30 protein-coding genes are annotated in these 25,492 nt (G+C 54.2%); 13 read left to right on the forward strand and 17 right to left on the reverse strand.

From position 1 onward, the window contains the following. Positions 1-220: 220 nt before the first annotated feature. Positions 221-1,558, forward strand: coding sequence for a hemolysin family protein (locus PYW49_RS17045; protein ID WP_134349447.1), 1,338 nt, complete (start codon positions 221-223; stop codon positions 1,556-1,558). 71 nt (positions 1,559-1,629) lie between these two features. On the opposite strand, the gene PYW49_RS17050 is transcribed toward PYW49_RS17045, so the two are convergent. After that, entirely contained in the window at positions 1,630-1,836 is a 207-nt protein-coding gene (locus PYW49_RS17050) for a DUF1107 domain-containing protein (protein ID WP_008501430.1), read from the reverse strand. A 324-nt stretch (positions 1,837-2,160) separates the two neighbouring features. Here PYW49_RS17050 and PYW49_RS17055 point away from each other — a divergent pair, with 324 nt between their 5' ends. Then, entirely contained in the window at positions 2,161-2,718 is a 558-nt protein-coding gene (locus PYW49_RS17055) for a YtfJ family protein (protein WP_134349446.1), read from the forward strand. Here the strand turns inward: PYW49_RS17055 and cysQ are convergent. Continuing rightward, the gene (gene cysQ / locus PYW49_RS17060; RefSeq protein WP_320387039.1) at positions 2,712-3,452 is read right to left on the reverse strand and encodes a 3'(2'),5'-bisphosphate nucleotidase CysQ; all 741 of its coding nucleotides are present in this window, start codon (positions 3,450-3,452) and stop codon (positions 2,712-2,714) included. The genes PYW49_RS17055 and cysQ overlap by 7 nt on opposite strands. Positions 3,453-3,642: 190 nt before the next feature. On the opposite strand from cysQ, the gene PYW49_RS17065 reads away from it, so the two are divergent. Beyond that, positions 3,643-5,586, forward strand: coding sequence for a bifunctional 2',3'-cyclic-nucleotide 2'-phosphodiesterase/3'-nucleotidase (locus tag PYW49_RS17065; protein ID WP_320387040.1), 1,944 nt, complete (start codon positions 3,643-3,645; stop codon positions 5,584-5,586). Between the two features lie 38 nt (positions 5,587-5,624). Here PYW49_RS17065 and PYW49_RS17070 read toward each other — a convergent pair whose 3' ends face one another. Further along, a complete protein-coding gene (locus PYW49_RS17070; RefSeq protein WP_320387041.1) occupies positions 5,625-6,011 on the reverse strand; it encodes a winged helix-turn-helix transcriptional regulator in 387 nt (128 codons plus the stop codon). 84 nt (positions 6,012-6,095) lie between these two features. Between PYW49_RS17070 and PYW49_RS17075 the strand changes: the two genes are divergently transcribed. The 3 genes from PYW49_RS17075 (at position 6,096) to PYW49_RS17085 (ending at position 8,891) form a co-directional block, all read left to right on the forward strand. Continuing rightward, positions 6,096-6,944, forward strand: coding sequence for an SDR family oxidoreductase (locus PYW49_RS17075; RefSeq protein ID WP_134349442.1), 849 nt, complete (start codon positions 6,096-6,098; stop codon positions 6,942-6,944). A gap of 81 nt (positions 6,945-7,025) precedes the next feature. After that, positions 7,026-7,850: an AraC family transcriptional regulator gene (locus PYW49_RS17080; protein ID WP_320387042.1), complete on the forward strand. Its 825-nt coding sequence runs from the start codon at positions 7,026-7,028 to the stop codon at positions 7,848-7,850. 75 nt (positions 7,851-7,925) lie between these two features. Further along, entirely contained in the window at positions 7,926-8,891 is a 966-nt protein-coding gene (locus tag PYW49_RS17085; RefSeq protein ID WP_320387043.1) for a DMT family transporter, read from the forward strand. Positions 8,892-8,970: 79 nt separating this feature from the next. On the opposite strand, the gene PYW49_RS17090 is transcribed toward PYW49_RS17085, so the two are convergent. Beyond that, positions 8,971-10,620, reverse strand: a complete 1,650-nt coding sequence (locus PYW49_RS17090; RefSeq protein WP_320387044.1) for a methyl-accepting chemotaxis protein — start codon at positions 10,618-10,620, stop codon at positions 8,971-8,973. A 244-nt stretch (positions 10,621-10,864) separates the two neighbouring features. On the opposite strand from PYW49_RS17090, the gene ytfE reads away from it, so the two are divergent. After that, on the forward strand, positions 10,865-11,527 hold the full coding sequence (gene ytfE / locus PYW49_RS17095) for an iron-sulfur cluster repair protein YtfE (RefSeq protein ID WP_320387045.1): 663 nt from the start codon (positions 10,865-10,867) through the stop codon (positions 11,525-11,527). An 86-nt stretch (positions 11,528-11,613) separates the two neighbouring features. Here ytfE and cycA read toward each other — a convergent pair whose 3' ends face one another. Together cycA and fklB are read right to left on the reverse strand one after the other, a co-directional pair. After that, a complete protein-coding gene (gene cycA / locus PYW49_RS17100) occupies positions 11,614-13,023 on the reverse strand; it encodes a D-serine/D-alanine/glycine transporter (protein ID WP_024907315.1) in 1,410 nt (469 codons plus the stop codon). Positions 13,024-13,334: 311 nt separating this feature from the next. Beyond that, positions 13,335-13,955 carry an FKBP-type peptidyl-prolyl cis-trans isomerase gene (fklB, locus tag PYW49_RS17105; protein ID WP_208527916.1) on the reverse strand — a complete coding sequence of 207 codons (621 nt, stop codon included), beginning with the start codon at positions 13,953-13,955 and terminating at the stop codon, positions 13,335-13,337. A 233-nt stretch (positions 13,956-14,188) separates the two neighbouring features. Here fklB and PYW49_RS17110 point away from each other — a divergent pair, with 233 nt between their 5' ends. Next, positions 14,189-14,833, forward strand: coding sequence for an OapA family protein (locus PYW49_RS17110; RefSeq protein WP_320387046.1), 645 nt, complete (start codon positions 14,189-14,191; stop codon positions 14,831-14,833). 68 nt (positions 14,834-14,901) lie between these two features. On the opposite strand, the gene rplI is transcribed toward PYW49_RS17110, so the two are convergent. The 4 genes from rplI to rpsF are packed head-to-tail and all read right to left on the reverse strand — an operon-like array spanning position 14,902 to position 16,341. Beyond that, positions 14,902-15,351: a 50S ribosomal protein L9 gene (gene rplI / locus PYW49_RS17115; protein WP_047346138.1), complete on the reverse strand. Its 450-nt coding sequence runs from the start codon at positions 15,349-15,351 to the stop codon at positions 14,902-14,904. Between the two features lie 41 nt (positions 15,352-15,392). Beyond that, complete coding sequence (rpsR, locus tag PYW49_RS17120) at positions 15,393-15,620, reverse strand: 30S ribosomal protein S18 (protein ID WP_000135199.1); 228 nt, start codon at positions 15,618-15,620, stop codon at positions 15,393-15,395. Positions 15,621-15,624: 4 nt separating this feature from the next. Next, on the reverse strand, positions 15,625-15,939 hold the full coding sequence (gene priB, locus PYW49_RS17125; protein WP_008502895.1) for a primosomal replication protein N: 315 nt from the start codon (positions 15,937-15,939) through the stop codon (positions 15,625-15,627). A gap of 6 nt (positions 15,940-15,945) precedes the next feature. Then, positions 15,946-16,341, reverse strand: coding sequence for a 30S ribosomal protein S6 (gene rpsF, locus PYW49_RS17130; protein WP_014068637.1), 396 nt, complete (start codon positions 16,339-16,341; stop codon positions 15,946-15,948). A 340-nt stretch (positions 16,342-16,681) separates the two neighbouring features. Here rpsF and yjfY point away from each other — a divergent pair, with 340 nt between their 5' ends. Continuing rightward, on the forward strand, positions 16,682-16,957 hold the full coding sequence (gene yjfY, locus PYW49_RS17135; RefSeq protein WP_320387047.1) for a DUF1471 family protein YjfY: 276 nt from the start codon (positions 16,682-16,684) through the stop codon (positions 16,955-16,957). A gap of 141 nt (positions 16,958-17,098) precedes the next feature. Here the strand turns inward: yjfY and PYW49_RS17140 are convergent, their stop codons facing one another. Genes PYW49_RS17140 through ulaA form a run of 6 tightly spaced genes read right to left on the reverse strand, consistent with a single transcriptional unit; the run spans position 17,099 to position 21,506 of the window. Further along, positions 17,099-17,785 (reverse strand): L-ribulose-5-phosphate 4-epimerase, encoded by a 687-nt coding sequence (locus PYW49_RS17140; RefSeq protein ID WP_320387048.1) that lies wholly within the window; start codon positions 17,783-17,785, stop codon positions 17,099-17,101. Continuing rightward, positions 17,778-18,638 carry an L-ribulose-5-phosphate 3-epimerase gene (locus PYW49_RS17145; protein ID WP_320387049.1) on the reverse strand — a complete coding sequence of 287 codons (861 nt, stop codon included), beginning with the start codon at positions 18,636-18,638 and terminating at the stop codon, positions 17,778-17,780. The genes PYW49_RS17140 and PYW49_RS17145 overlap by 8 nt, the downstream gene beginning before the upstream one ends. 9 nt (positions 18,639-18,647) lie before the next feature. Continuing rightward, entirely contained in the window at positions 18,648-19,298 is a 651-nt protein-coding gene (gene ulaD / locus PYW49_RS17150; RefSeq protein WP_134349434.1) for a 3-keto-L-gulonate-6-phosphate decarboxylase UlaD, read from the reverse strand. A gap of 12 nt (positions 19,299-19,310) precedes the next feature. Beyond that, complete coding sequence (ulaC, locus tag PYW49_RS17155; RefSeq protein WP_320387050.1) at positions 19,311-19,778, reverse strand: PTS ascorbate transporter subunit IIA; 468 nt, start codon at positions 19,776-19,778, stop codon at positions 19,311-19,313. 9 nt (positions 19,779-19,787) lie between these two features. Continuing rightward, the gene (gene ulaB, locus PYW49_RS17160; protein WP_000218355.1) at positions 19,788-20,093 is read right to left on the reverse strand and encodes a PTS ascorbate transporter subunit IIB; all 306 of its coding nucleotides are present in this window, start codon (positions 20,091-20,093) and stop codon (positions 19,788-19,790) included. 12 nt (positions 20,094-20,105) lie between these two features. Then, on the reverse strand, positions 20,106-21,506 hold the full coding sequence (ulaA, locus tag PYW49_RS17165) for a PTS ascorbate transporter subunit IIC (protein ID WP_320387051.1): 1,401 nt from the start codon (positions 21,504-21,506) through the stop codon (positions 20,106-20,108). A gap of 359 nt (positions 21,507-21,865) precedes the next feature. On the opposite strand from ulaA, the gene ulaG reads away from it, so the two are divergent. After that, on the forward strand, positions 21,866-22,930 hold the full coding sequence (gene ulaG / locus PYW49_RS17170; protein WP_134349431.1) for an L-ascorbate 6-phosphate lactonase: 1,065 nt from the start codon (positions 21,866-21,868) through the stop codon (positions 22,928-22,930). Positions 22,931-23,040: 110 nt separating this feature from the next. Beyond that, a complete protein-coding gene (gene ulaR, locus PYW49_RS17175; RefSeq protein ID WP_134349430.1) occupies positions 23,041-23,796 on the forward strand; it encodes an HTH-type transcriptional regulator UlaR in 756 nt (251 codons plus the stop codon). Here ulaR and yjfP read toward each other — a convergent pair. Next, positions 23,793-24,515 carry an esterase gene (gene yjfP / locus PYW49_RS17180; protein WP_320387052.1) on the reverse strand — a complete coding sequence of 241 codons (723 nt, stop codon included), beginning with the start codon at positions 24,513-24,515 and terminating at the stop codon, positions 23,793-23,795. The genes ulaR and yjfP overlap by 4 nt on opposite strands. Before the next feature lie 137 nt (positions 24,516-24,652). Here yjfP and bsmA point away from each other — a divergent pair, with 137 nt between their 5' ends. Both bsmA and yjfN read left to right on the forward strand, forming a co-directional pair. Next, positions 24,653-24,982 carry a biofilm peroxide resistance protein BsmA gene (bsmA, locus tag PYW49_RS17185; RefSeq protein WP_134349428.1) on the forward strand — a complete coding sequence of 110 codons (330 nt, stop codon included), beginning with the start codon at positions 24,653-24,655 and terminating at the stop codon, positions 24,980-24,982. Positions 24,983-25,118: 136 nt separating this feature from the next. Beyond that, positions 25,119-25,406: a DUF1471 family protease activator YjfN gene (gene yjfN / locus PYW49_RS17190; protein ID WP_021240708.1), complete on the forward strand. Its 288-nt coding sequence runs from the start codon at positions 25,119-25,121 to the stop codon at positions 25,404-25,406. Positions 25,407-25,492: the final 86 nt, after the last annotated feature.

The raw sequence follows: 25,492 nt of genomic DNA on the forward strand, positions 1-25,492 counted from the left end.
TCCAGTCGTAGGCTTATCCGTAGAAGTTCCCCAGAAAATTCCAAAGACCACACTAATCGGGGCATCAACACCAAAATGTGACCTCTGGCAGATTTACATCTCTTTACGCTATACTACCGCTGAAATAATCGGCTCAACGCTACGAGCTGACGTTCAATGTGTCTTCACACAAATGGTATCAACTCCCCTTCTGAGGATCTGGCGAGAAGCCGGATAAACTATGTTAAACAGTATTTTAGTAATACTTTGTCTTATTGCCGTCAGTGCATTTTTCTCGATATCTGAGATCTCGCTGGCCGCGTCCCGTAAAATCAAACTGAAGCTGCTTGCTGACGAAGGCAACATCAACGCCTCACGCATTCTCAAAATGCAGGAAAACCCCGGTATGTTCTTCACCGTGGTGCAGATTGGCCTGAACGCGGTCGCCATTCTCGGCGGTATCGTGGGCGATGCGGCGTTTTCCCCGGCGTTTTATAGCCTCTTTGTTAAGTACATGTCCGTTGAACTGGCCGAACAGCTGAGCTTTATTCTCTCCTTCTCGCTGGTGACCGGGCTGTTCATCCTCTTCGCTGACCTGACCCCGAAACGCATCGGTATGATTGCGCCAGAAGCTGTAGCTTTGCGTATCATCAACCCGATGCGCTTCTGTCTGTACGTGTTTCGTCCGCTGGTGTGGTTCTTCAACGGTCTGGCAAACGTGATTTTCCGCATCTTCAAGCTGCCAATGGTGCGTAAAGACGACATCACGTCTGACGACATTTATGCGGTCGTGGAGGCCGGCGCGCTGGCCGGGGTACTGCGTAAGCAAGAACACGAGCTGATTGAGAACGTATTCGAACTGGAATCCCGTACGGTGCCCTCTTCCATGACGGGCCGTGAGAACATTATCTGGTTCGATTTACACGAAGACGAGCAGAGCCTGAAGAACAAAGTGGCGGAGCATCCGCACTCTAAGTTCCTGGTCTGTAATGAGGATATCGACCATATCATCGGTTACGTCGACTCCAAAGACCTGCTGAACCGCGTACTGGCTAACCAAAGCCTGGCGCTCAACAGCGGCGTACAGATCCGTAATACCCTGATTGTGCCGGACACCCTGACGCTCTCAGAAGCGCTGGAAAGTTTCAAAACCGCCGGGGAAGATTTCGCGGTTATCATGAACGAATACGCGCTGGTGGTGGGTATTATCACCCTCAACGACGTGATGACCACGCTGATGGGCGATCTCGTTGGTCAGGGGCTGGAAGAGCAGATTGTTCAGCGTGACGAGAATTCATGGCTGATTGATGGCGGTACGCCGATAGAAGACGTGATGCGCGTGCTGGATATCGACGAGTTCCCGCAGTCCGGTAATTACGAAACCATTGGCGGCTTTATGATGTTTATGCTGCGTAAAATCCCGAAACGTACCGACTCGGTGAAGTTCTCCGGCTACAAGTTTGAGGTGGTGGATATTGATAACTACCGCATCGACCAGCTGCTGGTGACGCGTATAGACAACAAACCGACCGTCCTGGTGCCGAAGCTGCCGGATGCGGAAGAGAAGGTGTCGGCGTAAGGTTCCTGCCCCCACAAACATCAACGGCTCCCATCGGGAGCCGTCTTTTTAACTACTGCATAGCACGTTGGTTAAGCCATCTCAGTTTGCAGACGCATAACCTGACGGTTGACTTCGGACATCACAGACAGGTGCTGTTTGTCCTTCACTTTTGGGACAAGGATCTTGCCCTTATCAAACTCAAAAGCGCCAACATCCTTGATATACAACCGTCCACGGAACAGGATCTTCACGTACTTCGCCACCTGAAGCGGGTTGTAGCGTTGGAAAATTTTCATTCTTGTATCTCCTGCGAATCATACGCTCTTGCGGTGCCACAATCGGCCCGACTGTCCTGAGCGCAAATTTTAATGCCCAATGACTATAGACCAGAACTACGTTGTTACCCAGTATGCATAAGTTTATTTACCGTTTGATTACAATTATTCAGAATAATCTTTGCAAACCATCACTAAGGGCAGTATAAGCCGTCGTTTTTTCATGGATATGTGCGTTGACCCGCAAACTGGCATCGGGATTGCGGGAAAACCACATTGATCGCACTTATCATTAAAAGCGTATGACCAAGTGGTCGGATCACCTGCAAACAATAAGGAAACGCCATGACCCTACGTAATATCCTTGCGGCAGCCTGCCTGCTGCTGCCTCTGTGGGCTTGCGCTCACAGTATTGAAAAAGGACAACGTGTACCGCCAGTCGGCATTGCTGACCGGGGAGAATTGATTCTCGACAATGATAAGTTTAGCTACAAACCCTGGAATAGCGCGCAGCTCGCAGGCAAAGTGAGAGTTGTACAACATATTGCCGGTCGTACATCCGCAAAAGAGAAAAATGCCAACCTGGTGGAAGCGATCAAGGCCGCAAAATTCCCTCATGACCGCTACCAGACGACCACCATTGTTAATACCGATGACGCCATTCCTGGCTCCGGGATGTTTGTGCGCTCAAGCCTTGAGAGCAATAAACAACTCTACCCGTGGTCGCAATTTATTGTCGACAGCAACGGCGTGACGCGTAAAGCCTGGCAGCTGGAGGAAGAGAGCTCCGCGATTATCGTGCTGGATAAAGAGGGTCGCGTACAGTGGGTGAAAGACGGTGCGTTAACCCAGGAAGAGGTGCAGCAGGTTGTCGACCTGCTGCATAAGCTGCTGGCTCAATAAATAGAGACGCGGAAGCCGGGGTTGAGGAACGATTCGCGCGGAGTGTAGTCCAGCGGTTTACCCTGCCAGTCATGAACATGTGCCCCGGCGGCCGCGGCAACGGCATGCCCGGCGGCGGTATCCCAGACGTTGGTTGGCCCAAAACGAGGGTACAGCTGCGCCTGGCCTTCCGCCACCAGGCAGAATTTCAGCGATGAGCCAATCGAGGTGGTCTGGTGTTCACCCAGCTGTTGCAGATACTCCTGCAGCTCGCTGTCGCTGTGCGAGCGGCTAATCACCACCAGCGGTGGACGTGCATCGCGCACCTGGATCTGCTTACGCACGCCGCACTCTTCCTTCCAGGCCTTCCCTTCTGCGGCGCTGTACATCACGTTCATCACCGGCGCGTAGACCACGCCCAGCACCGCTTTGCCTTTCTCAATCAGGGCAATATTGACGGTGAATTCACCGTTACGCTTGATGAACTCTTTTGTCCCGTCCAGCGGATCGACCAGCCAGTAACGCTGCCAGTGCTGGCGCTCGTCCCAGCTTTGCGGCGCTTCTTCAGACAAAACAGGAATGTCCGGCGTTAAGGCCTGTAACCCTTGCAGGATCACCTTATGCGCCGCGATATCTGCCGCCGTGACCGGAGAGTCGTCTGCTTTGCTGACAACCTCCATGGGTTTATTACCGTCATAGACCTGCATGATGGCATCGCCCGCATCCCGTGCGAGCTGACAAATTTTATCTAGCATTTTCCACCTCTTTGTTAACGCAGTGAGGTTAACTCTTTGTTTTAGTTATATCGTAATGTGAACAATTCCGCTATCTGTGAAGCAATTCCGGTTTCAGGTTGCTTTTTTCTGTCAGGATTCACATTTCTGTAAGCAACACGTTATAGATACATACTCTTTTGTGGCCTGGATCGAAAAAAGGACTCCTCTGATGATTAAGTTTAGCGCAACGCTCCTGGCGACGCTGATTGCAGCGAGCGTACAGGCGGCGACGGTCGATCTGCGTATTCTGGAAACGACCGATCTGCACAGCAACATGATGGACTTCGATTACTACAAAGATACCCCTACGGAAAAATTCGGACTGGTACGTACGGCAAGTTTGATCAACGCCGCGCGCGGTGAAGTGAAAAATAGCGTGCTGGTCGACAACGGCGATCTTATTCAGGGTAGCCCGCTCGGCGATTACATCGCGGCGAAAGGACTGAAAAAAGGCGAGATCCACCCTGTTTATAAAGCGATGAACACGCTGGACTATACCGTTGGCAACCTCGGCAACCACGAATTCAACTACGGTCTGAAGTATCTGCATGACGCGCTGGCAGGCGCCATATTCCCGTACGTTAACGCCAATATCATCGACGTTAAGACCCAAAAACCGCTCTTTACGCCTTACCTGATTAAGAAGACAGAGGTGGTTGACCAGGACGGTAAAAAGCAGACGCTGAAAATCGGCTACATCGGTTTTGTACCGCCGCAAATCATGACGTGGGATAAGGCGAACCTCAGCGGCAAAGTCACCGTTAACGACATTACCGAGACGGCGCGTAAATACGAGCCGGAAATGCGTGAGAAAGGAGCGGATCTGGTTGTCGTCGTCGCCCATTCCGGCCTCTCTGCCGATCCATACCAGGCCATGGCCGAAAACTCCGTTTACTACCTGAGTGAAGTCCCGGGCGTTGACGCGATCCTGTTTGGCCACGCTCACGCGGTCTTCCCGGGCAAAGATTTTGCCAGCATCAAAGGGGCGGACATCGAAAAAGGGACGCTAAACGGCGTGCCGTCGGTGATGCCGGGCATGTGGGGCGACCATCTTGGCGTGGTGGATCTGGTGCTGAATAACGACGGCGGCAGCTGGAAGGTCACCCAGTCAAAAGCCGAAGCGCGCCCGATTTACGACGCTGCGGCTAAAAAATCACTGGCGGCGGAAGATAAAAAACTGGTCGACGTGCTGAAGCACGATCACAACGCCACGCGCGAATTCGTCAGCAAACCGATCGGCAAATCCGCCGACAACATGTACAGCTTCCTGGCGCTGGTTCAGGACGATCCGACCGTCCAGGTCGTCAACATGGCGCAGAAAGCCTATGCCGAACACTTTGTTCAGGGCGATCCGGATCTGGCAAAACTGCCGGTGCTTTCAGCCGCTGCGCCATTTAAGGTAGGTGGGCGCAAGAATGACCCGGCAAGCTATGTAGAAGTCGAAAAGGGTCAGCTGACCTTCCGTAACGCCGCAGACCTTTACCTCTACCCGAACACGCTGGTGGTGGTAAAAGCGACCGGACAGGAGGTAAAAGAGTGGCTGGAGTGCTCTGCCGGACAGTTTAACCAGATTGACCCGCGCAGCAGTAAGCCGCAGTCGCTGATTAACTGGGACGGATTCCGCACCTACAACTTCGACGTGATCGACGGCGTGAATTACCAGATTGACGTCACCCAGCCGGCGAAATATGACGGCGAGTGTCAGACGATTAACCCGCAGGCGGAGCGCATCAAAAACCTGACCTTCAACGGCAAAGCGATCGACCCGAGTGCCACCTTCCTGGTCGTGACCAATAACTATCGCGCCTACGGCGGTAAGTTTGCCGGTACCGGAGACAGCCACATCGCCTTTGCCTCACCGGATGAAAACCGCTCGGTGCTGGCAGCCTGGATCAGCGCCGAATCGAAAAAGGCGGGGGAAATTCACCCAGCAGTGGATAACAACTGGCGTCTGGCACCGATCCACAGCGATACGCCGCTGGACATCCGCGTTGAAACGTCACCGTCCGATAAGGCAGCCGCGTTTATTAAGGATAAGGCGCAGTATCCGATGAAAAAGGTGGCGACAGATGATATCGGGTTCGCGATTTATCAGGTGGATTTGAGCAAGTAGCGGTGATTGTGCCGGGTGGCGCTTCGCTTACCCGGCTTTTACGCCGCGCGATCGTCCCGATTCGCCATCACTTTTGGCGTATTCACCTCAATCCAGTCCGCCAGCGCGGCGACTTTCTCGCTGACCTCAATACCCAACGACGTCAGGCTATACTCTACGTGCGGTGGCACAACCGGATACGATACGCGATCGACAAACCCATCCAGCTCCAGCGCCTGAAGTGACTGGGACAGCATCTTTTCGCTTACCCCACCCATTTTACGGCGCAGATCGCTAAAGCGGTGCGTTCCCTCTCGCAGGGCCAGCAAAATCAGTACTCCCCAGCGGCTGGTCACGTGTTTGAGGACCTCCCGTGAAGGACACTGTTCCGCGAAGAGATTGCCATCGCGCATTTGTTCGCTGAGCGTCGGAATCGATGTTTTCATACTTACCTTTTTGTACGTACTTACTAAAAGTTAGCTATGGTGCTAGTGTGCCACAACACCAGACAAACACGAAGGAGATTCATCATGATCGCAATTACCGGCGCTACCGGCCAGCTTGGCCATCTCGTTATCGAACAGCTGTTAAAAACCGTACCGGCCAACCAGATTGTGGCCATCGTACGTAACCCGGCTAAAGCTGAAGCATTAAGCCAGCAGGGCATTGTGGTTCGTCAGGCAGACTACACGGACGAAGCCGCCTTCACTGCCGCGCTGAGCGGCGTGGATAAACTGCTGCTTATCTCTTCCAGCGAAGTCGGCCAGCGCGCGACCCAGCACCAGAACGTGATTAACGCCGCCAAAGCCGCCGGCGTGAAATTTATCGCCTACACCAGCCTGCTGCATGCGGACACCTCTCCGCTGGGCCTGCACGTTGAGCATGTTGACACGGAAAACGCGCTGGCGGCGTCCGGCATTCCTTATGCCCTGCTGCGCAACGGCTGGTATACCGAAAACTATCTGGCGAGCGCGCCGCCTGCGCTGGAACATGGCGTCTTTATTGGTGCGGCAGGTGAAGGCAAAATTGCTTCTGCCACGCGCGCAGACTATGCCGCGGCGGCCGCCAAAGTGATCGCTGAAGAGGGCCATGCGGGCAAGATCTACGAACTGGCGGGCGACCACGGCTGGACGCTGAGCGAACTGGCGGCTGAACTCAGTAAACAGAGCGGGAAGCCGGTAACCTATCAGAATCTCAGTGAAGCGGATTTTGCCGCCGCGCTGAAGGGCGTTGGCCTGCCTGCAGGGCTGGCAGATATGCTGGCAGACTCCGACGTGGGGGCCTCGAAAGGCGGCCTGTTCGACGACAGCCGTACCCTGAGCAAGCTGATCGGCCGCCCGACCACAACGCTGGCGGAAAGCGTCAAAGCCATCCTGTAATTGTTAAGAACTGGTTATTTTTTGTGGCATCCCCTCGGGTCATCTTTGATAATGAAGAGATGACCCATGAGGAGGCTCACCGTGCAAGGCGTACCGGAACAGTTCATTGATGAGAGAGACAGCGCGCGCTTTCGCCATCTGGCGCAGGTGCCGGGCATCGAACTCTATCACGCGCATATTTCCCGCTATGCCTTTGAGCCTCACACTCATGAAGCCTTCGGTATCGGCACCATCGAAACCGGTGCCGAACGCTTTCGCTATCGCGGCACCCAGCATCTCGCGCCTGAAAAATCCGTCGTGACCATGAACCCGGACGAGATCCATACCGGCGAATCCGCCACCGAAGACGGCTGGCGCTACCGGATGGTTTATATCGAACCCGACCTGCTGGAAGAGGTGACCGGCCTCCGGCACTGGTGGTTTAGCGATGTGACCCGTTATGACCCGCTGCGCTCGCAGCAAATCGGCAGGCTTATTTATGGTTTGTGGCACACGGACGATCCGCTGGCGCAAAAAGGGCTGCTGCTGGATCTGATTGAGACCTTCCAGCCGTTAGCCCGCCACGCGCCGGTCATTCACGAAGGTGCGCACCGGTTCGAACGGGTACGCGAGTATCTGCACGATAACTATATGCACGCCCTGACGCTGGACGAGCTGGCAAGCGTCGTCTCGCTGAGCCCATACCATTTCCAGCGCCAGTTCAAAGCCCATTTTCACGTGACGCCGCATCAGATGCTAATGGCCATCCGCCTGTGGCGAGCAAAAGCGTTCCTCACGCACGGCATGCCCGCAGCCGAGGTCGCCGCCGCTACCGGGCTGACCGACCAGTCACATTTAACCCGCGCGTTTACCCGCCGCTACGGCATTACCCCCGTGCGCTACCAGAAACAGGTCACCCGGCGCTAATGCGCAATCTCATACAATACGCGCCCCTTTCCCCCGCCTAGACTGAGCGCAACGTGAATCAATGTGGATGGAAAAATGATTAGTGGTGTGTTGTATGCCCTGCTGGCCGGGATGATGTGGGGACTGATATTTGTCGGCCCGCTGATCGTGCCCGAGTATCCGGCAATACTGCAGTCGACCGGACGTTATCTGGCGCTGGGGCTGATTGCCCTGCCCCTGGCGTGGCTGGGACGCGCGCGCCTGCGTCAGCTTAGCCGTCAGGACTGGGGCACCGCGCTGGCGCTGACCATGATGGGCAATCTTATCTACTACGTTTGCCTCGCGAGTGCCATTCAGCGTACCGGTGCGCCGGTATCTACCATGATTATCGGCACGCTGCCGGTCGTCATCCCCGTCTTTGCTAACCTGCTCTACAGCCACCGCGATGGCAAGCTGGCGTGGTCAAAAATGGCGCCGGCGCTGATCTGCACCGCCGTGGGTCTGGTATGCGTCAATATTGCCGAGCTGCGTCATGGGCAGGCGGATGTTGACCTGTGGCGTTACGGTTCTGGCATTGTGCTGGCTTTCATTTCCGTAGCGTGCTGGGCCTGGTATGCCCTGCGCAATGCTCGCTGGCTACGGGAGAACCCGGACAAGCACCCGATGATGTGGGCGACGGCCCAGGCGCTGGTCACGCTGCCCGTCTCACTGGTGGGATATGTCGGGGCGTGCATCTGGTTAGGCCATCAGCAGCCGGACTTCTCCCAGCCCTTCGGGCCAAGGCCGTGGGTCTTTATTGGCCTGATGGTGGCGATTGCGGTGCTGTGTTCATGGGTGGGTGCGCTGTGCTGGAACATTGCCAGCCAGAAGCTGCCGACGGTGATCTTAGGGCCGCTGATTGTCTTCGAAACCCTGGCCGGCCTGCTTTACACCTTCCTGATGCGCCAGAGCGTGCCGCCGCTGTTAACGGCCTGCGGGATCGCGTTGCTGGTGGTGGGGGTGGTGATGGCGGTAAGAGCGAAGCCGGAAAAACCGAGAGTCGTTCCGGCGTCAGAGATGTGAGCATTGCCCAGCGGCGCTGCGCTTGCAGGGCCTACAAAACCGTAGGCCCGGTAAGGCGAAGCCGCCACCGGGCAAGCCCTTAAAACGTTTCCCAGTTCCCTTCAGACGCCGCCGCAACAGGCTGCGCTTTTGGCACATAGGTTTTCACCGGCGCCGCTTTAACCGCCTGGTTGCGGGTGATTTTGAACACCGCTACCGCTTCGTTCAGGCGTGCAGCCTGATCTTCCAGCGCCGCCGCCGCCGCCGCAGACTCCTCTACCAGCGAGGCGTTCTGCTGGGTCACGCGGTCCATCTCGGCGACCGCCTGGCCTACCTGGTCGATACCGCGGCTTTGCTCGTCAGAGGCCGAGGCAATCTCGCCCATGATGTCGGTAACGCGGGTGACCGCATTAACGATCTCTGCCATCGTGGCACCGGCTTCGTTAACCAGCTGCGAGCCAGCGTTCACGCGTTCACCGGAATCGTCGATCAGCGCTTTGATCTCTTTCGCCGCCTGGGCGCTGCGCTGAGCAAGGGTACGCACTTCACCGGCCACAACCGCAAAACCACGACCTTGTTCGCCTGCACGCGCCGCTTCCACCGCCGCGTTCAGCGCCAGGATATTAGTCTGGAAGGCAATCCCGTCGATCACGTTAGTAATTTGCGCGATTTTGCTGGAACTGGTGGCGATCTCGTCCATCGTACGCACGACGCCTTCAACCACATTCCCGCCCTTCTTCGCGGTTGAGGAGGCATCCAGCGCCAGACGCGAAGCCTGACGCGCGTTATCGGCGTTCTGCTTCACGGTTGCCGTCAGCTGTTCCATGCTGGCTGCCGTCTCTTCCAGAGAAGCGGCCTGCTGCTCGGTACGGGAAGAGAGATCGTTGCTGCCAGCAGAAATTTCGCCTGCACCGGTGTAAATGGTATCTGCACCTTCCCGCACCACGCCCACGGTGTTCGCCAGCGAGGTTTGCATTTCCTGCACGTTGCGCGCCAGGATCGCCATTTCATTTTTACCGTCTGCCTGAATCGGCTGGGTCAAATCCCCTGCCGCAATGGCGCGGATATGGTTAATCACCTCTTCCAGAGGCAGCAGCAGCACGCGACGCATTGCAATCCAGCTGGAGATAATCACCACGATCACCAGCAGCATGACCGCAGAAAGGATCCACAGGATGTGCTTGTAATCACTTTCATTATCCTGAATGCCCTTATCGGTGAGCGCGGCCTGCGCTTCACGCCATTCACGATAAACCGTCTGCATCGCGTTTTGTTTTTGTTCGGCATTCTGCTTAAACATATCTTCCAGATTGCCCTGGCTCAGCAGAACGTTCATTTGCGTCAGCGTAGAAGAGTATATGCGGTACTGTTCTTCGAGTTGGTTAGTCAGGTTCTCATCCAGGCCAGGCGTATTCGGCAAGGCATAGTATTTATCGTAATGAACCTGGGCTTCAGTCAGCAGGTTTTTCGCTGTGGTCACCAGCTCATTCAGCTGACCACCGTTAATTTGAGAGGCCATGCTGCTTTGCAGACGCAGCATCCCGCGGTTCAGGGTGACGCGTGCCTGGTTCAGACTGATCCACGCATCGGTAAACTCCGCCACATTCTTGCTGGAGAGCTGCGACACGGTGAAGTTGTCTTTATCGTTATTCAGCGCGTTGATAAAGATACCGGCGGAAATCACTTGCATGATGCCGAGCACAAGCAGCACCGAAATAAGAAGGGTAATGACTTTTATACGTTTAAACATGCTTTGCCTTTGTTATATGCAGGTTTGTCTGACGTGGATATATCGGCAGGCGCGGCGAGTTGTTTACTGTTTCTACACATTTAAAAAGTTTCTAAACCATTTTCCTGAGCCCATTCAGGGAGTTAAAAGTGGTGATTTTTTGTGATCTGCATCTCATTTTTACCCTTGCCTCTAAAGGGTTATAGCGCCAACTTAAAGATGCATTTAATATGCATCTTATATTATTAATGACGAGGTAACTGATATGGCCTTTCGCGACCAACCCCTCGGCGAGCTGGCGCTCTCCATTCCTCGCGCTTCTGCGCTGTTCCGTAAATACGATATGGACTACTGCTGCGGCGGTAAGCAAACCCTGTCGCGTGCGGCTTCACGCAAGGAGCTGGACGTTGAGGTGATTGAAGCAGAGCTGGCGCAGCTGGCCCAGCAACCTGTCGATAAAGACTGGCGAGCCGCCCCGCTCGCGGAAATCATCGACCATATCATCGTGCGTTACCATGACCGTCACCGTGAACAGCTGCCGGAGCTGATCCTGCAGGCAACCAAAGTTGAGCGCGTTCATGCCGACAAACCTTCCGTACCGCGCGGTCTGGCAAAGTACCTGACCCTGCTGCACGAAGAACTTTCCAGCCACATGATGAAAGAAGAGCAGATCCTCTTCCCGATGATAAAACAGGGAATGGGAAGCCAGGCGATGGGGCCCATCAGCGTGATGGAAAGCGAACATGATGACGCCGGCGAGCTGCTGGAAGTGATCAAACACACCACCAACAACGTCACACCGCCGCCAGAAGCGTGCACAACGTGGAAAGCGATGTACAACGGCATTAACGAAACGATCGACGACCTGATGGAACACATCAGTCTTGAGAATAACGTTCTGTTCCCGCGTGCGTTATCCGGGGAATAAAAAAGCCCGGTGGCGCTAGCGCTTACCGGGCCTACAACATCCTGGAACGTAGGCCGGGTAAGCGCTAGCGCCACCCGGCAACATGCTTAACGCACGCCTGCCATACGTTTCTTACCGATAAACACCCAGCCCAGCCCCAGCGCGATAAACCACAGCGGCGTGACGATCAGCGCCTGACGGGTATCATCTTCCAGCGTCAGCAGAACCAGCACGAATACGAAGAACGCCATGCACACCCAGCACATGAGCTTGCCCAGCGGCATCTTGTAGATCGATTTCTCATGCAGGTGTGGACGCTGCTTGCGGTACACCAGGTATGAACACAGGATGATGGTCCAGACGAACATAAACAGGATCGCAGAGACCGTGGTAATCATGGTGAACGCGCCAATCACGCTTGGGTTCACGTAGAGCATCACCACACCACCCAGCAGACACATGCAGGAGAAGGTCAACCCTTTCGCCGGTACCGCACGCTTAGACAGCTTGGCGAACGCGCTCGGCGCCACGCCTTCCTGCGCCAGACCAAACAGCATACGGCTTGTCGAGAACACGCCGCTGTTGGCAGACGAAGCCGCAGAGGTCAGCACCACGAAGTTAATCAGGCTCGCGGCAGCAGGCAGACCTACCAGCACGAACAGTTCAACGAACGGGCTCTTGGTTGGCACCACGGAACTCCACGGCGTCACGGACATAATAATGACCAGCGCGAAGACGTAGAACATGATGATACGAACCGGAATGGAGTTAATAGCGCGCGGGAGAGACTTCTCGGGATCTTTGGTCTCCGCTGCCGTGGTTCCCACCAGCTCAATCCCCACGAAAGCAAACACCGCAATCTGGAAGCCGGCAAAGAAGCCGCTAATGCCTTTCGGGAACCAGCCACCGTCATTCCACAGATGGGTAAACGAGGCCTGAACGCCCGTTGGCGACTGGAAGTGGGTGAGGACCATCACCAGCCCAACAACGATGAGCCCGACAATCGCCACGATTTTAATCATCGCGAACCAGAACTCCATCTCACCGAACATTTTAACGGTGGCGAGGTTCAGGCTCAGAAGCAGAACAATGACCGCCAGCGAAGCCACCCAGTCCGACAGCCCGGGGAACCAGAACTGTGCGTAAGCCGTAATCGCCACGACATCCGCCATACCGGTCACAACCCAGCAGAACCAGTAGGTCCAGCCGGTGAAATAGCCCGCCCATGGCCCGAGCAGGTCTGAAGCAAAGTCGCTGAAGGATTTGTATTCGAGGTTCGAGAGCAGCAATTCCCCCATTGCACGCATCACGAAGAACAGCATAAATCCGATAATCATATAAACGAATATGATTGACGGCCCGGCCAGACTGATGGTTTTGCCTGACCCCATAAACAGCCCGGTACCGATGGCACCCCCAATGGCAATGAGCTGAATATGACGGTTTGTAAGATTGCGCCGTAGCGACTGTTCAGACGACGCCTCTTCGTCGGCGACGACTTTGACCTGATCTACCATTTGATATTTTCCTGTTTATGCCTGTCTGTGTTGTTAAGGCTCTTCTGGCCTTTAAATACGTCAAAGGATGACGTTCCCTTGTAAGGGCTAATCGATATTAGGTAAGAATCGGCGGGATGAATACTATGATTTAGATATTATGTTAATAATATGTTGAAAGTGAGTGTCATATCACTCATACAGCGCGAAACAGCTCACAAAAATACACGCAACTGTTTCGTTTGCAAGATAAAATGTTGATTGCATCGTAACTATAGGTTTTAACACTATTTTCCTCTCCCCAACCGGGAAGAGGAAATAAGAAAATTCGATTACAGAATTTCCAGCAGCTCGACTTCAAACACCAGGGTGCTGAATGGCGGAATGGATGCGCCAGCACCACGTTCGCCGTAAGCCAGGTTATGCGGGATAGTCAGTTCCCATTTGGAGCCCACTGGCATCAGGGTCAGCGCTTCGATCCAACCCGCGATAACGCCATTAACCGGGAATTCAGCTGGTTCGCCACGTGCCACGGAGCTGTCGAAGACGGTACCGTCGATAAGCTTACCGGTGTAGTGTACGCGAACGTGGTCGGTACGCGCCGGGATTGCGCCATCACCCTGGTTGATCACGCGGAACTGCAGACCGGACTCGGTGCTGCTCACGCCTTCACGCTCACGGTTCTCTTCCAGATATTTCACGCCTTCGGCTGCCATCTCTTCAAAGCGTGCACGACGCACGGCGTCAGCGCGTTCGTGGATTTCACGCAGCGCGCGGTGTACAACGTCAACCGGAACGGCAGGCTGTTTGCCTTCCAGCGCGTCAGCGATACCCGCCACCAGCGCTTCTGGTAACAGACCTTCCAGGCCGGATTCGCTCAGTTGCTGTCCTACCTGCAAGCCGATACCGTAACTTGCCTGCGCTTCGATAGTGTCAAAAGTCGGGGTGGTCATGGGTTTTCCTTCCATCACATTTAAAGTAGCGGGCAGCATATCAGCCATGCCCTTATGGGTAAAACTTTGTCTGAAGTTAAGGTGACAAACCACGACGAAACAGAAACAATAGAGATAACCAGGATTAATCCCGAACTGATGTCACGGATGTCGGGTTTGCTACGCCGTTCAGGCAGTTAGCAAACTATACTTCGGAGCACAGGATAAAAAATACGCGGAGCAGGAGGAGTGCCATGCCCGGGCGATTTGAACTGAAACCTACCCTGGCGAAAATCTGGCAGGCGCCGGACAATTTTCGCATCATGGACCCGCTGCCTCCTTTGCATCGCAGAGGGATCATCATTGGCGCGCTGATGGTGATCGTGGGCTTCCTGCTTCCTTCCGGGGGCGATGATGTCGATACCGCCCCCGTCACCCGCAATGCCCAACTGGACATTCAGTCGCAAACGCGACCGCAGCCTGATGCACAGCCGATGCAGACGCAGCTCGTCGCCCCGTCTAACGATCCGGGTCAGGTCGCGCCGGTTGAGCCAGAGCCCATTCAGGATGAACAGCCGCAGGAGCAGGCCACTGCTGAGCCACAGCCACAGACGCAGCAGCCCACCGGCATTGAGCAACAGTGGCGTTCCTATCGCATAGAGCCGGGCAAAACCCTGGCACAGCTGTTCCGCGACCATAACCTGCCGCCGACCGACGTATATGCCATGGCAAAAGTGGAAGGTGCGGGTAAACCGCTCAGTAACTTGCAGAATGGTCAGATGGTGCAGATTCGCCAGAATGCCAGCGGTGTGGTGACAGGCTTAACGATTGATACAGGCAATGGTCAACAGGTGCTGTTTACCCGCCAGCCTGACGGCAGTTTTATCAGGGCGCGTTAAAAACCCGGTTCTGTAAAAAGCAAAACGCCGGCACAAGGCCGGCGTTTCAACGTGAGCAGAGTAAAAAATTACTCAGCTACAACGTTAACAACCAGTTTAGCGAACACTTCGCTGTGAACCTGGAAGTCAACTTCGTGCTCACCAGTGGTACGCAGAACGCCGTTCGGCAGACGAACTTCGCTCTTAGCCACTTTAACGCCTGCTGCAGAAACTGCATCAGCGATATCGCGGGTACCGATGGAACCGAACAGTTTACCTTCGTCGCCAGCTTTGGAAGCGATGGTAACAGTGCCCAGTGCGTTGATTGACTCAGCGCGAGCATTAGCAGCCGCCAGAACGTCAGCCAGTTTGGCTTCCAGTTCAGCGCGACGTGCTTCGAAAAACTCTACGTTTTTCTTGGTAGCAGGAACAGCTTTACCCTGTGGAACCAGGAAGTTACGAGCGTAGCCCGCTTTAACGTTTACCTGATCACCCAGGCTGCCCAGGTTTGCTACTTTATCAAGCAGAATAACTTGCATTACCTTATCCTCTTAAAGTCGTATTAATGGACCGTGCCCGATTACTGATGACGATCAGTGTACGGCAGCAGGGACAGGTAGCGAGCGCGTTTGATAGCGCGAGCCAGCTGACGCTGGTATTTTGCACGAGTACCGGTGATACGGCTTGGGACAATCTTACCGCTTTCGGTGATGTAGTTTTTCAGCGTTGCGATATCTTTATAGTCGATCTCTTGAACGCCTTCCGCGGTGAAACGGCAGAACTTGCGACGACGGAAATAACGTGCCATATGGCTAGTCTCCAGAATCTATCAAATCAATCTGCTCGGCATGCAGAACCATTTTGCTCAGGCCGTTCTTTGCCTTGTGGCAAGAGATGAACCCCTGAACGATTACTGCGCTACCGACCGTTAAACTGTGAGTAATGGCCTGGTTTTCGTGTCCGCTAATGATAACGGGCATTTGGCACCACGCCTGCCGGTGAAACCCGGCTTCCTCTTGCACAGAACGATGCTCAAGCACGAACTGGCAATGCGGAATTCCTGATGGACTGACCTTTCGAAGGGGAGCCCTGCATACGATGCCGGACAACGCCAGACGGTTGGTCATCAGAAATTACTCTTCAGAATCCCCAGCATCAGAATCATCTGCGGTTTCGTTTGCGAAATCATCGCGACGCTCACGGCGCTCGTCTTTCGCTTTAACCATCGGAGATGCTTCGGTAACTGCGTTTTTGGTACGCATAACCATGCTGCGGATAACGGCATCGTTGAAGCGGAAGGTAGTTTCCAGCTCATCGATCACTTCCTGCGGCGCTTCAACGTTCATCAGAACGTAGTGTGCTTTGTGCAGTTTGTTGATCGGGTAAGCCAGCTGACGGCGGCCCCAGTCTTCCAGACGGTGGATCGTACCTTCTGCACCAGTGATGGCAGCAGAGTAACGCTCGATCATACCCGGAACCTGTTCGCTCTGGTCAGGATGGACCATAAAAACGATTTCGTAATGACGCATCGAATTGCTCCTTACGGATTATTCAGCCTCCTGTCTGGGTCAGCCGAGGCCCGGGGAGGCAAGGAACGTGTTAAAGGTCGGCTGAAAAATTGACGCGTCATAATACTTGCGCGCCCCAGGAAACTCAAGCTGATTGCATAAATAATTCGCACAAAGCGCGAAGCGGGTCTAAGTGGGTGATTTAAAATTAATCGCATCAGGAAGCGTTGTTTTTTTGAACAACTGCATCAGAAATGGTCACGCATCCTCGCCGGATGAGTGATTACACTTTAATCAGAGATCACCTGAATTCAAGAAGGAGCATCCCCCTCTCACAGCACGCAGTCGTGGAGCGCATATCATGAAAAAAATCGCATTAGCCATTATGGCGGCGCTTTTGCTCAGTGCAAACGCGATGGCAGCCATCAAAATAGACAGCCGACAGGCCAGGAACATGGATGATGTGCAAAGCTTGGGCGTAATTTACATCAATCATAATTTCGCCACGGAAAGTGAAGCAGATCAGGCACTAAACGAAGAAACCGATGCGCAGGGCGCAACCTATTACCACGTGATATTAACCCGTGAGCCCGGCAGCAACGGCAATATGCACGCCAGTGCAGATATTTACCGATAACGCTTTAACGCTAGCACCAGGAAAGCCAACAACGAGAACATAGCCATAGTTTACGTTGCCCCCTGCCCGGGGGCTTTTTTTTATGAATGGCTCCGGAATACCACCGGTTACAACTGTTTTTCGGTATTCCAGAGCGCTTATTCACTTCTGCCCGTAGTAGGCATTCGGGCCGTGCTTGCGCATGAAATGCTTGTTCATCAGGTAGTCATCAATGCCCTGAAGCTGTGGGTTGATGCCGCGGGCAATCCACGCCATACGTGCCACCTCCTCCATGACGACCGCATTATGGACGGCGTCGTGGGCATCTTTTCCCCAGGAGAACGGACCGTGCTGGTACACCACAATACCCGGCGTATGCAGCGGTTCGCTTTCGCCCAACGTTTCGATGATGACCTTACCGGTGTTGAGCTCGTATTCGCCTTCCACTTCAGTCTGCGTTAATGCGCGCGTGCAGGGAATGTCGCCAAAGAAGTAGTCCGCGTGGATCGTGCCCAGCGCCGGGATGGGCAGCCCCGCCTGTGCCCAGGCCGTCGCGTGCGTGGAGTGGGTATGTACCACACCGCCAAGGGACGGATAACGCCGGTACAGCGCCAGATGCGTGGCCGTATCTGAAGAGGGTCGCCATTTTCCCTCCACGACGCGTCCTTCAAGATCCACCACCACCATATCGTCTGCTTTCATGGTGTCATAGGCCACACCGCTCGGCTTAATCACGATCAGCCCCTGCTCGCGGTCAATAGCGCTCACGTTGCCCCAGGTGAACGTGACCAGGCCATAGCGTGGCAGATCCATGTTAGCCTCAAAGACCTGCTGTTTAAGCTTAAGCATGTTCAGCCTCCAGCAACCCCGCCCGCGCCATACGTTCGCGCACCCAGTCCCGCGCCTTCGCCACTTCCGCAGCCGGGTCGTCCGACGTCTCGCTCCACATCTCAATCAGGTAAGGTCCGCAATACCCTGTCTGTTTGAGCGTCTGGAAGCACCGTTCGAAATCCACCACCCCGGTGCCGAACGGAACATTTTTGAATACGCCACGGCGGGTGTCTTTGACGTGAACCGCCACGATATGCCCGACGCCCGCCTGCAGTTCCATCTGCACGTCGTTATCCCATGCCGAAAGGTTGCCGATATCGGGATAAAGCTGGAACCATGGATTATTGAGATAGTGCGCGTAGCCCAGCGCCTTGCTGATGGAGTTCATCAAGGGGTAATCCATGATTTCCATCGCCAGCGTGACCTGTGCGCGGCTTGCCATCTCAACGCTCTCTTTCAGGCCGTCACGGAAACGACGGCGCGTTTCATTGTTGGCTTCCTGATAATAAACGTCATAGCCCGCCAGCTGGATCACGCGGATACCGACATCCTGGGCAAAGCGAATGGCTTTACGCATGATCTCCAGCCCCTGCGCACGCACGGCATCATCTTCACTTCCAAGCGGAAAACGACGATGGGCGCTGAGGCACATAGAAGGCACGCGCACACCCGTTTCAGCGATAGCGCTCACCAGTGCCAGACGCTGTTCGCGACTCCAGTCGAGGCGAGAGAGGCGTTCGTCCGTCTCATCCACTGACATTTCGACAAAATCGAAACCCAGCTGTTTTGCCAGCTGCAGCCGCTCCAGCCAGCACTCCCCAGCGGGGAGTGCCTTTTCATAGATGCCAAGCGGGACCTGTTTTGACAACATACCCGCTCCTTAGCCCCAAAGCTGAGCGATAGAGCGTTTGAACTGACGCGCAGCTTCCACCGGAGACGCCGCATCACGAATGCTACGACCGGCAATAAAGACGTGAATCGGGATGCCCCTGAACAGCGGCAGATCTTCCAGCGCCAGGCCGCCCGTGACGGTCACTTTAAAGCCCATATCCGCCAGACGTTTAATCGCGCTGATATCCGCATCGCTCCACGCCACACCCGCGGCCTGAGCATCACGGCTGCGGTGATACACCACCTGCTGAATGCCCGCGTCGCGCCACGCCTGCGCCTGCTCCCAGGTCCAGAAACCGGTCAGTTCGATCTGCACGTCGCCATTAAATTCTTTTGCCACGTCCAGCGCGCCTTTCGCGGTGTTGATATCCGCACAGCAGATGACGGTGACCCAGTCGGCGTTAGCTTCGAAGCACATGCGGGAGAGAATTTTACCTGCGTCAGCAATTTTGGCATCCGCCAGCACGATTTTATGTGGATAAAGGGCTTTCAGGTCACGAACGGCGCGAACGCCCTCGCCGACGCACAGAATGGTGCCCACTTCGATGATGTCGACTTCTTCCGCGATCAGACGGGTCGTTTCGTATGCGTGGGACAACGTCTGGTTATCGAGCGCAACCTGCAACATAGGTAATGACATTTTCAATTCCTCTTAGACTGCCGCCGCAGTGGCGGTATCAATTAAATCCAGCACTTCCTGCTCGGTGCGGCAGGCGCGTAAACGGTCAAAATTGGCTTCATCATCAAACAGATTGACGATCTGCATGATGCCCACTTCCTGGTGGGTGTTGGCATCAACGGCCGCCATGGTGATCAGGATGTCAACCGGGTCGTTATCTTCATGGTTAAAGACCAGCGGTGTTTTCAGCGTCACCAGCGCGAAGCCGGTTTTCTTCACGCCCTCTTCCGGCCGGCCATGCGGCATGGCCAGACCTGGCGCAATGACAAAGTAAGGACCGTGCTGCGCCACGCCATCAAGAATGGCCTGGTAGTAACGCGGCTCGACCACGTCAGCCTTGACCAGCAAATCCACGCTCAGCTTTACCGCTTCCTGCCAGGTGCTGGCCTCAGCCTGTAAAAGGATGGAATGATTGTCTGCCAGCGAATCTCGTAGTTTCATAGGACTTCCTTACTTCACGTCTTGTGGGAAGTGTTCTTTGATCACTTCCAGCAGCTTGGGACCGAAATCCGCAGGCGACAGCATGTTGCGTACCCCCACGACATATTTATTGCCCGTCACGGTGATTTCACCGGCGATATGGGTAGAGGCGATAATGATGTCCGCGCCGTTCAGCTCGCTTTTATATTCACCCACTGCGCAGCTGTTCACCGTGTGGTCGATGTTTGACTGGGTTAAAAACTGGTCCACTTTCATCTTCATGATCATGGAGCTACCTTGCCCATTGCCACAGACAGCCAGGATACGTACGGTCATAATCGAAACTCCTTAATGAGCAGAAACTTCTGCTGTTTGTTTTTCCGCATCTTCTTCAGCGCGCAGCGTGCGGCCCGCGAAGAACATATAAGCCAGAGCAATCAGGATGATGACGGCCATAAAGACCAGTCCGACGGAGGCGAAGCCCTGCATCATCGGTGGTGCCAGAATTGACCAGTCCGCCATGCCCATCCATGCGCTCATACCAGTGAGCTTGACCGCCCACACGCAACCGAAGATTTCAACCATGCCCATCACCAGGCAGATCTTGAGCGCCGCGCGCCAGCCACCAAAATGGTTCGCAAAGACGCCGATGGTGGCGTTGGAGAAGAACATCGGGATAAAGCCAGGAATAATCAGAATGGATGAGCCGCAGCCCACCAGGATGCCCACTGCAATCAGCTGGCCGATGGTGCCCCACATAAAGCCCCAGACCACTGCATTTGGCGCGAAGCTGTAGATAGCGGCACAGTCGATGGCCAGAACCGCGCCGGGGATAAGGCGTTGGGAGATGCCGTTGAAGGCTTCCGACAGCTCGGCGACGAACATGCGCACGCCCTGAGTAATAATGAAAATCGCCACCGCGAAGGAGAAACCGGTCTGCAGGATATAAACCGTCCAGTGGGTTTTCCCCGCCATCGCCTGCACCACGTCAATACCGAAAGAGAGCAGAATGGCGCCGAAGAAAATAGTCATCACAATGGCAGTTGAAACGATGTTGTCTTGGAAGATATTCAGCCAGCCAGGCAGCTTAAGGTCTTCAACGCTTTCTTCTTTTTTACCCAGATACGGTGCGACTTTGTAGGCAATCCAGGAGGCGAACTGCTGCTGGTGGCCGATGGAGAAGCCACAACCGTCGGTCACTTCCTGGGTTGGCTTGTACATCATGTTAGAAGTGATACCCCAGTAGAGCGAAACCAGCACCGCGGTGCAGATAATCGTGGTCCACATGGGGTAGCCGAAGATATAGAGAGAAACCGCGATCAGCCCCGCCTGCTGGAACATGATGTGTCCCGTCAGCATGATGGTGCGAATGCCGGTAATACGGCGCAGAAGAACGTAAATGATGTTCAGCGCCAGGGCGAGCAAAACCGCATAACCCACCCAGCTATAGGCATCACCCATGCGTTCAATGGTCGCCATCATTGAGGCGTAGGTGTCAGAGATGGCACCGTTGATGCCGTATACCTCTGACATTTTGGCGACGACCGGCTTAAAGGTGCTGGTCAGAATGCCTGACCCCGCCTGCAACAGCATGAAGCCGATGATGGTTTTGATGGTGCCTTTGATGATCACACTGACGCTTTTACGCAACAGGATATAACCCAGGCACGTCACAATCCCCAGCAACAGCGGGGCGTTGGTCATTACCTGATTAAAGAACACGGTAAAGACGTTGTAGAGGATCTCCATAACACTCTCCAGAAATGAGAACACGAGGGGCAATCCCTGTGTGGTTGGTGCCATCACTCTATTAATCACAAATAATCACCACAAGATTGAATTTGATTATTTGTGACGCATCACGCAATTTATTTCCATGGTGTTAGTAATGATTTTCACTACCGCATAATGAAAATAAATTAATCCTTATTATTCATGTAATTAATCTTTAATACACAATAGTCTAACAAGGAAAAAGCGGATACTCAGTGAAGTCGAACAGATAAAATTCCTCATTTTAGCCATTGCAAAGCGCATCAAATGGTGCCAGCATTAATCACAACAAATCACCAAATGATTACTTTTGATTAAAACCAGGAGCCAAAACGATGAGTAAAGTAAACACCATCACCCGTGAGTCATGGATTCTGAGCACTTTCCCGGAATGGGGTAGCTGGCTGAATGAAGAGATCGAGCAGGAAAATGTAGCTCCTGGTACCTTTGCCATGTGGTGGCTGGGCTGCACCGGCATCTGGCTGAAATCAGAGGGTGGCGCCAATATCTGCGTCGATTTCTGGTGCGGCACGGGCAAACAGAGCCACGGCAACCCGCTGATGAAAAAAGGCCATCAGATGCAGCGCATGGCGGGCGTAGAAAAACTGCAGCCGAACCTGCGAACGACGCCTTTTGTGCTTGATCCGTTTGCCATTCGTCAGATCGATGCCGTTCTCTCCACTCACGATCACAACGATCATATCGACGTGAACGTGGCGGCAGCGGTCATGCAAAACTGCGCTGCGGATGTGCCGTTTATCGGGCCACAGACCTGCGTGGATCTCTGGATTGGCTGGGGTGTGCCGAAAGAACGCTGCATCGTGATGAAGCCTGGCGACGTGGTGAAAATCAAAGATATTGAAATCCATGCGCTGGATGCCTTTGACCGTACGGCATTGATTACTCTGCCAGCCGACCAGAAAGCCGCTGGCGTATTGCCGGACGGTATGGATGAACGCGCGGTGAACTACCTGTTTAAAACCCCTGGCGGTTCCCTGTACCACAGCGGTGACTCTCACTACTCCAACTACTATGCGAAGCATGGTAACGAGCACCAGATCGACGTGGCGCTGGGCTCCTACGGCGAGAACCCGCGCGGCATTACTGACAAAATGACCAGTGCCGATATGCTGCGCATGGCGGAAGCATTGAATACTAAAGTGGTGATCCCGTTCCACCACGATATCTGGTCAAACTTCCAGGCCGACCCGCAGGAAATCCGCGTGCTGTGGGAGATGAAAAAAGATCGCCTGAAGTACGGCTTCAAGCCGTTTATCTGGCAGGTCGGCGGCAAGTTCACCTGGCCGCTGGATAAAGACAATTTCGAATATCACTACCCACGTGGCTTCGATGATTGCTTCACCATTGAGCCCGATCTGCCGTTCAAGTCCTTCCTCTGATTGTGCAACCACATCGCCAGACGTGATGTCTGGCGATGCCATATTTCTTTTAGTAATTTCACGCTATTTCAAATATCATCTTTTCAAATCAATTCTTATCGGAATAGCTCATGACGGAAGCGCAACGGCATCAAATTCTCCTGGAACTCCTGGCGCAAACAGGGTTTATCACCGTCGAGAAAGTGATCGAACGTTTAGGGATCTCCCCGGCAACGGCGCGGCGGGATATCAATAAGCTGGATGAAAGCGGCAAACTGAAAAAAGTTCGCAATGGGGCGGAAGCGATCAGCCAACAGCGCCCCCGCTGGACACCGATGAATATTCATCAGGCGCAAAATCATGATGAAAAAGTGCGGATCGCCAGAGCCGCGTCGCAGCTGGTGAATCCCGGTGAGAGTGTCGTCATCAACTGCGGCTCCACCGCGTTTCTGCTGGGCCGCGAAATGTGCGGCAAGCCGGTGCAAATCATTACTAACTACTTACCGCTCGCCAACTATCTTATCGATCAGGAACATGAGAGCGTCGTGATCATGGGCGGCCAGTACAACAAAAGTCAGTCCATTACGCTCAGCCCTCAGGACAGTGAAAACAGTCTCTATGCCGGGCACTGGATGTTTACCAGCGGCAAAGGCCTTACCGCAGATGGCCTCTATAAAACCGATATGCTCACCGCGATGGCGGAACAAAACATGCTCAACGTCGTGGGCAAGCTCGTTGTGCTGGTCGACAGCAGCAAAGTGGGCGAGCGCGCAGGGATGTTATTCAGCCGTGCCGAACAGATCGACATGGTGATCACCGGCAAAGGGGCCAACCCTGAAATCCTCAAGAAGCTGGAAGATCAGGGCGTGAAAGTCCTTCGCGTTTAGAGATGCTGGCGGAAAAACGCCACCGTGGCGTCCAGCGCCGTTGGAGTGATACGGTGGCGAACGCCCTTTTCCCAAAGGCAGGTCAGGTTTCCATCCAGCCCCTCATGCTGCAGAGCCTGCTGAAGACGGAAGGTTCCGTCGGGCGGAACCACATCATCTGCATCACCGTGCCACAGTAGTAGCGGGCGATCGGCCAGGCGCGGTAATGCCCGGGTCACTTCCCACTCTGCCAGCATCGCCGTTATTTCCGTTAAATCCTGAGGGGGAAAAAGCGTCTTCGCCAGCGAAGTAAAGTAGCCCGAGCCCATCAGACAGGCGACAGACTTCACTTCAGGATGATGCGTCATAATCCCCAGCGCCGTCATACCGCCCATCGACGCCCCGGCTACTGCCAGCTGATTATCGGCCACCAGCCCGGCCTCATAAAGCGCATCGCGCAGCCCGGCAAACTCGGTCAGACTACCGTGCAGAATGTGCCAGAACTGCCCAAGCCGCGCCTGTTCATTGCCTTTAAAGCGTGCGCCGTGGTCGGGTGCATCCGGCATCACCACCCGGAAACCCGCCTGCGCCAGCGCCACCGCAAAATAACTGTAAACCAGCTTCGATGACGTAAACCCATGATAAAAAACGATAACAGGCAGCGGTTTATCACGTTTTCCCGCGGGCATCGCGTGTAAAATTTCATGGTCGCCGAGGTGGCGTATTTCAATTTCAATCATTGTCGACCCTGTGCGAATGTATGATTCATAATGTTGAGAACTGGGTTACGCTTTCACGTCATTTTCATTCGAAATATACGTCCCAGATAACACTTCGGGAACATTCCCCCAAAACTAAATTCACAGACAACTACACTATGGCTATCAGGAAACGAGATATGGTTATGCGCAGGTTTGCTGCTTTATTGCTGGTGTTTCTGCTCAATGGCTGTAGCGCGCTGCAGGGAACGCCGCAACCCGCTCCACCGGTCGCCGATCATCCACAGGAGATTCGTCGTAATCAGACGGAAGGATTACAACGAATGGGCACCGTCTCCGCGCTGGTTCGCGGTTCTCCGGATGACGCAGAAGCGGCAATAAAAGCACAGGCCGTCGCCGCCAAAGCAGATTATTACGTCATCATCATGATCGACGAAACCATCATAACGGGACAATGGTACTCGCAGGCTATTTTGTACCGTAAGTAATGGTTTGCCTTTGAACGAGATTTACACTGCTTTGCGTCCATAGACATTTTCCTGTCCACAATAAACTCCATGCCCGCGTCAATGGAAGGGAGTTTATTTGCGAAGGATTGCCCGGCGGATACCGGAGATATGTGAAATGGAGCTGACGATGAAACGAACTCTTGCTTTGACCTCTCTGTTGCTCTCTGCAGGCCTTGTGAGCACCACCGCGCAGTCTGCAGAATTCGCCAGTGCTGACTGTGTGACTGGCCTGAATGAAATTGGCCAAATCTCCGTGAATAATATCTCGGGGAGCCCGCAGGACGTTGAACGTGTCGTGGCATTAAAGGCCGATGAGCAGGGTGCTTCATGGTATCGCATCATCCAGATGCAGGAAGATAACCATATCGACCACTGGCGGGTACAGGCCATTCTCTACGTGTAATATCCCTTCCGATAAAAGCCACTTATTTTTAGTGGCTTTTTGTTTTTGCAAATTTTTTATCTTATATAAAACCAATCAAGAACAAT

Source organism: Enterobacter chinensis (assembly GCF_034008295.1).
GTDB classification, from domain to species: domain Bacteria; phylum Pseudomonadota; class Gammaproteobacteria; order Enterobacterales; family Enterobacteriaceae; genus Enterobacter; species Enterobacter chinensis.

Excerpts from the sequence above, each read along its gene's own strand:
- PYW49_RS17070 (WP_320387041.1), bottom strand. The coding sequence starts at position 6,011 with ATGAAAACATCGATTCCGACGCTCAGCGAACAAATGCGCGATGGCAAT.
- yjfN (WP_021240708.1), top strand. The coding sequence starts at position 25,119 with ATGGAGCTGACGATGAAACGAACTCTTGCTTTGACCTCTCTGTTGCTC.
- PYW49_RS17055 (WP_134349446.1), top strand. The coding sequence starts at position 2,161 with ATGACCCTACGTAATATCCTTGCGGCAGCCTGCCTGCTGCTGCCTCTG.
- PYW49_RS17145 (WP_320387049.1), bottom strand. The coding sequence starts at position 18,638 with ATGTTGTCAAAACAGGTCCCGCTTGGCATCTATGAAAAGGCACTCCCC.
- PYW49_RS17045 (WP_134349447.1), top strand. The coding sequence starts at position 221 with ATGTTAAACAGTATTTTAGTAATACTTTGTCTTATTGCCGTCAGTGCA.
- yjfP (WP_320387052.1), bottom strand. The coding sequence starts at position 24,515 with ATGATTGAAATTGAAATACGCCACCTCGGCGACCATGAAATTTTACAC.
- ulaR (WP_134349430.1), top strand. The coding sequence starts at position 23,041 with ATGACGGAAGCGCAACGGCATCAAATTCTCCTGGAACTCCTGGCGCAA.
- ulaB (WP_000218355.1), bottom strand. The coding sequence starts at position 20,093 with ATGACCGTACGTATCCTGGCTGTCTGTGGCAATGGGCAAGGTAGCTCC.
- PYW49_RS17075 (WP_134349442.1), top strand. The coding sequence starts at position 6,096 with ATGATCGCAATTACCGGCGCTACCGGCCAGCTTGGCCATCTCGTTATC.
- ytfE (WP_320387045.1), top strand. The coding sequence starts at position 10,865 with ATGGCCTTTCGCGACCAACCCCTCGGCGAGCTGGCGCTCTCCATTCCT.
- bsmA (WP_134349428.1), top strand. The coding sequence starts at position 24,653 with ATGGCTATCAGGAAACGAGATATGGTTATGCGCAGGTTTGCTGCTTTA.
- cysQ (WP_320387039.1), bottom strand. The coding sequence starts at position 3,452 with ATGCTAGATAAAATTTGTCAGCTCGCACGGGATGCGGGCGATGCCATC.
- cycA (WP_024907315.1), bottom strand. The coding sequence starts at position 13,023 with ATGGTAGATCAGGTCAAAGTCGTCGCCGACGAAGAGGCGTCGTCTGAA.
- PYW49_RS17110 (WP_320387046.1), top strand. The coding sequence starts at position 14,189 with ATGCCCGGGCGATTTGAACTGAAACCTACCCTGGCGAAAATCTGGCAG.
- PYW49_RS17065 (WP_320387040.1), top strand. The coding sequence starts at position 3,643 with ATGATTAAGTTTAGCGCAACGCTCCTGGCGACGCTGATTGCAGCGAGC.
- fklB (WP_208527916.1), bottom strand. The coding sequence starts at position 13,955 with ATGACCACCCCGACTTTTGACACTATCGAAGCGCAGGCAAGTTACGGT.
- PYW49_RS17090 (WP_320387044.1), bottom strand. The coding sequence starts at position 10,620 with ATGTTTAAACGTATAAAAGTCATTACCCTTCTTATTTCGGTGCTGCTT.
- PYW49_RS17140 (WP_320387048.1), bottom strand. The coding sequence starts at position 17,785 with ATGCTTAAGCTTAAACAGCAGGTCTTTGAGGCTAACATGGATCTGCCA.
- rpsR (WP_000135199.1), bottom strand. The coding sequence starts at position 15,620 with ATGGCACGTTATTTCCGTCGTCGCAAGTTCTGCCGTTTCACCGCGGAA.
- rpsF (WP_014068637.1), bottom strand. The coding sequence starts at position 16,341 with ATGCGTCATTACGAAATCGTTTTTATGGTCCATCCTGACCAGAGCGAA.
- yjfY (WP_320387047.1), top strand. The coding sequence starts at position 16,682 with ATGAAAAAAATCGCATTAGCCATTATGGCGGCGCTTTTGCTCAGTGCA.
- PYW49_RS17085 (WP_320387043.1), top strand. The coding sequence starts at position 7,926 with ATGATTAGTGGTGTGTTGTATGCCCTGCTGGCCGGGATGATGTGGGGA.
- rplI (WP_047346138.1), bottom strand. The coding sequence starts at position 15,351 with ATGCAAGTTATTCTGCTTGATAAAGTAGCAAACCTGGGCAGCCTGGGT.
- ulaC (WP_320387050.1), bottom strand. The coding sequence starts at position 19,778 with ATGAAACTACGAGATTCGCTGGCAGACAATCATTCCATCCTTTTACAG.
- ulaA (WP_320387051.1), bottom strand. The coding sequence starts at position 21,506 with ATGGAGATCCTCTACAACGTCTTTACCGTGTTCTTTAATCAGGTAATG.
- priB (WP_008502895.1), bottom strand. The coding sequence starts at position 15,939 with ATGACCAACCGTCTGGCGTTGTCCGGCATCGTATGCAGGGCTCCCCTT.
- PYW49_RS17050 (WP_008501430.1), bottom strand. The coding sequence starts at position 1,836 with ATGAAAATTTTCCAACGCTACAACCCGCTTCAGGTGGCGAAGTACGTG.
- ulaG (WP_134349431.1), top strand. The coding sequence starts at position 21,866 with ATGAGTAAAGTAAACACCATCACCCGTGAGTCATGGATTCTGAGCACT.
- ulaD (WP_134349434.1), bottom strand. The coding sequence starts at position 19,298 with ATGTCATTACCTATGTTGCAGGTTGCGCTCGATAACCAGACGTTGTCC.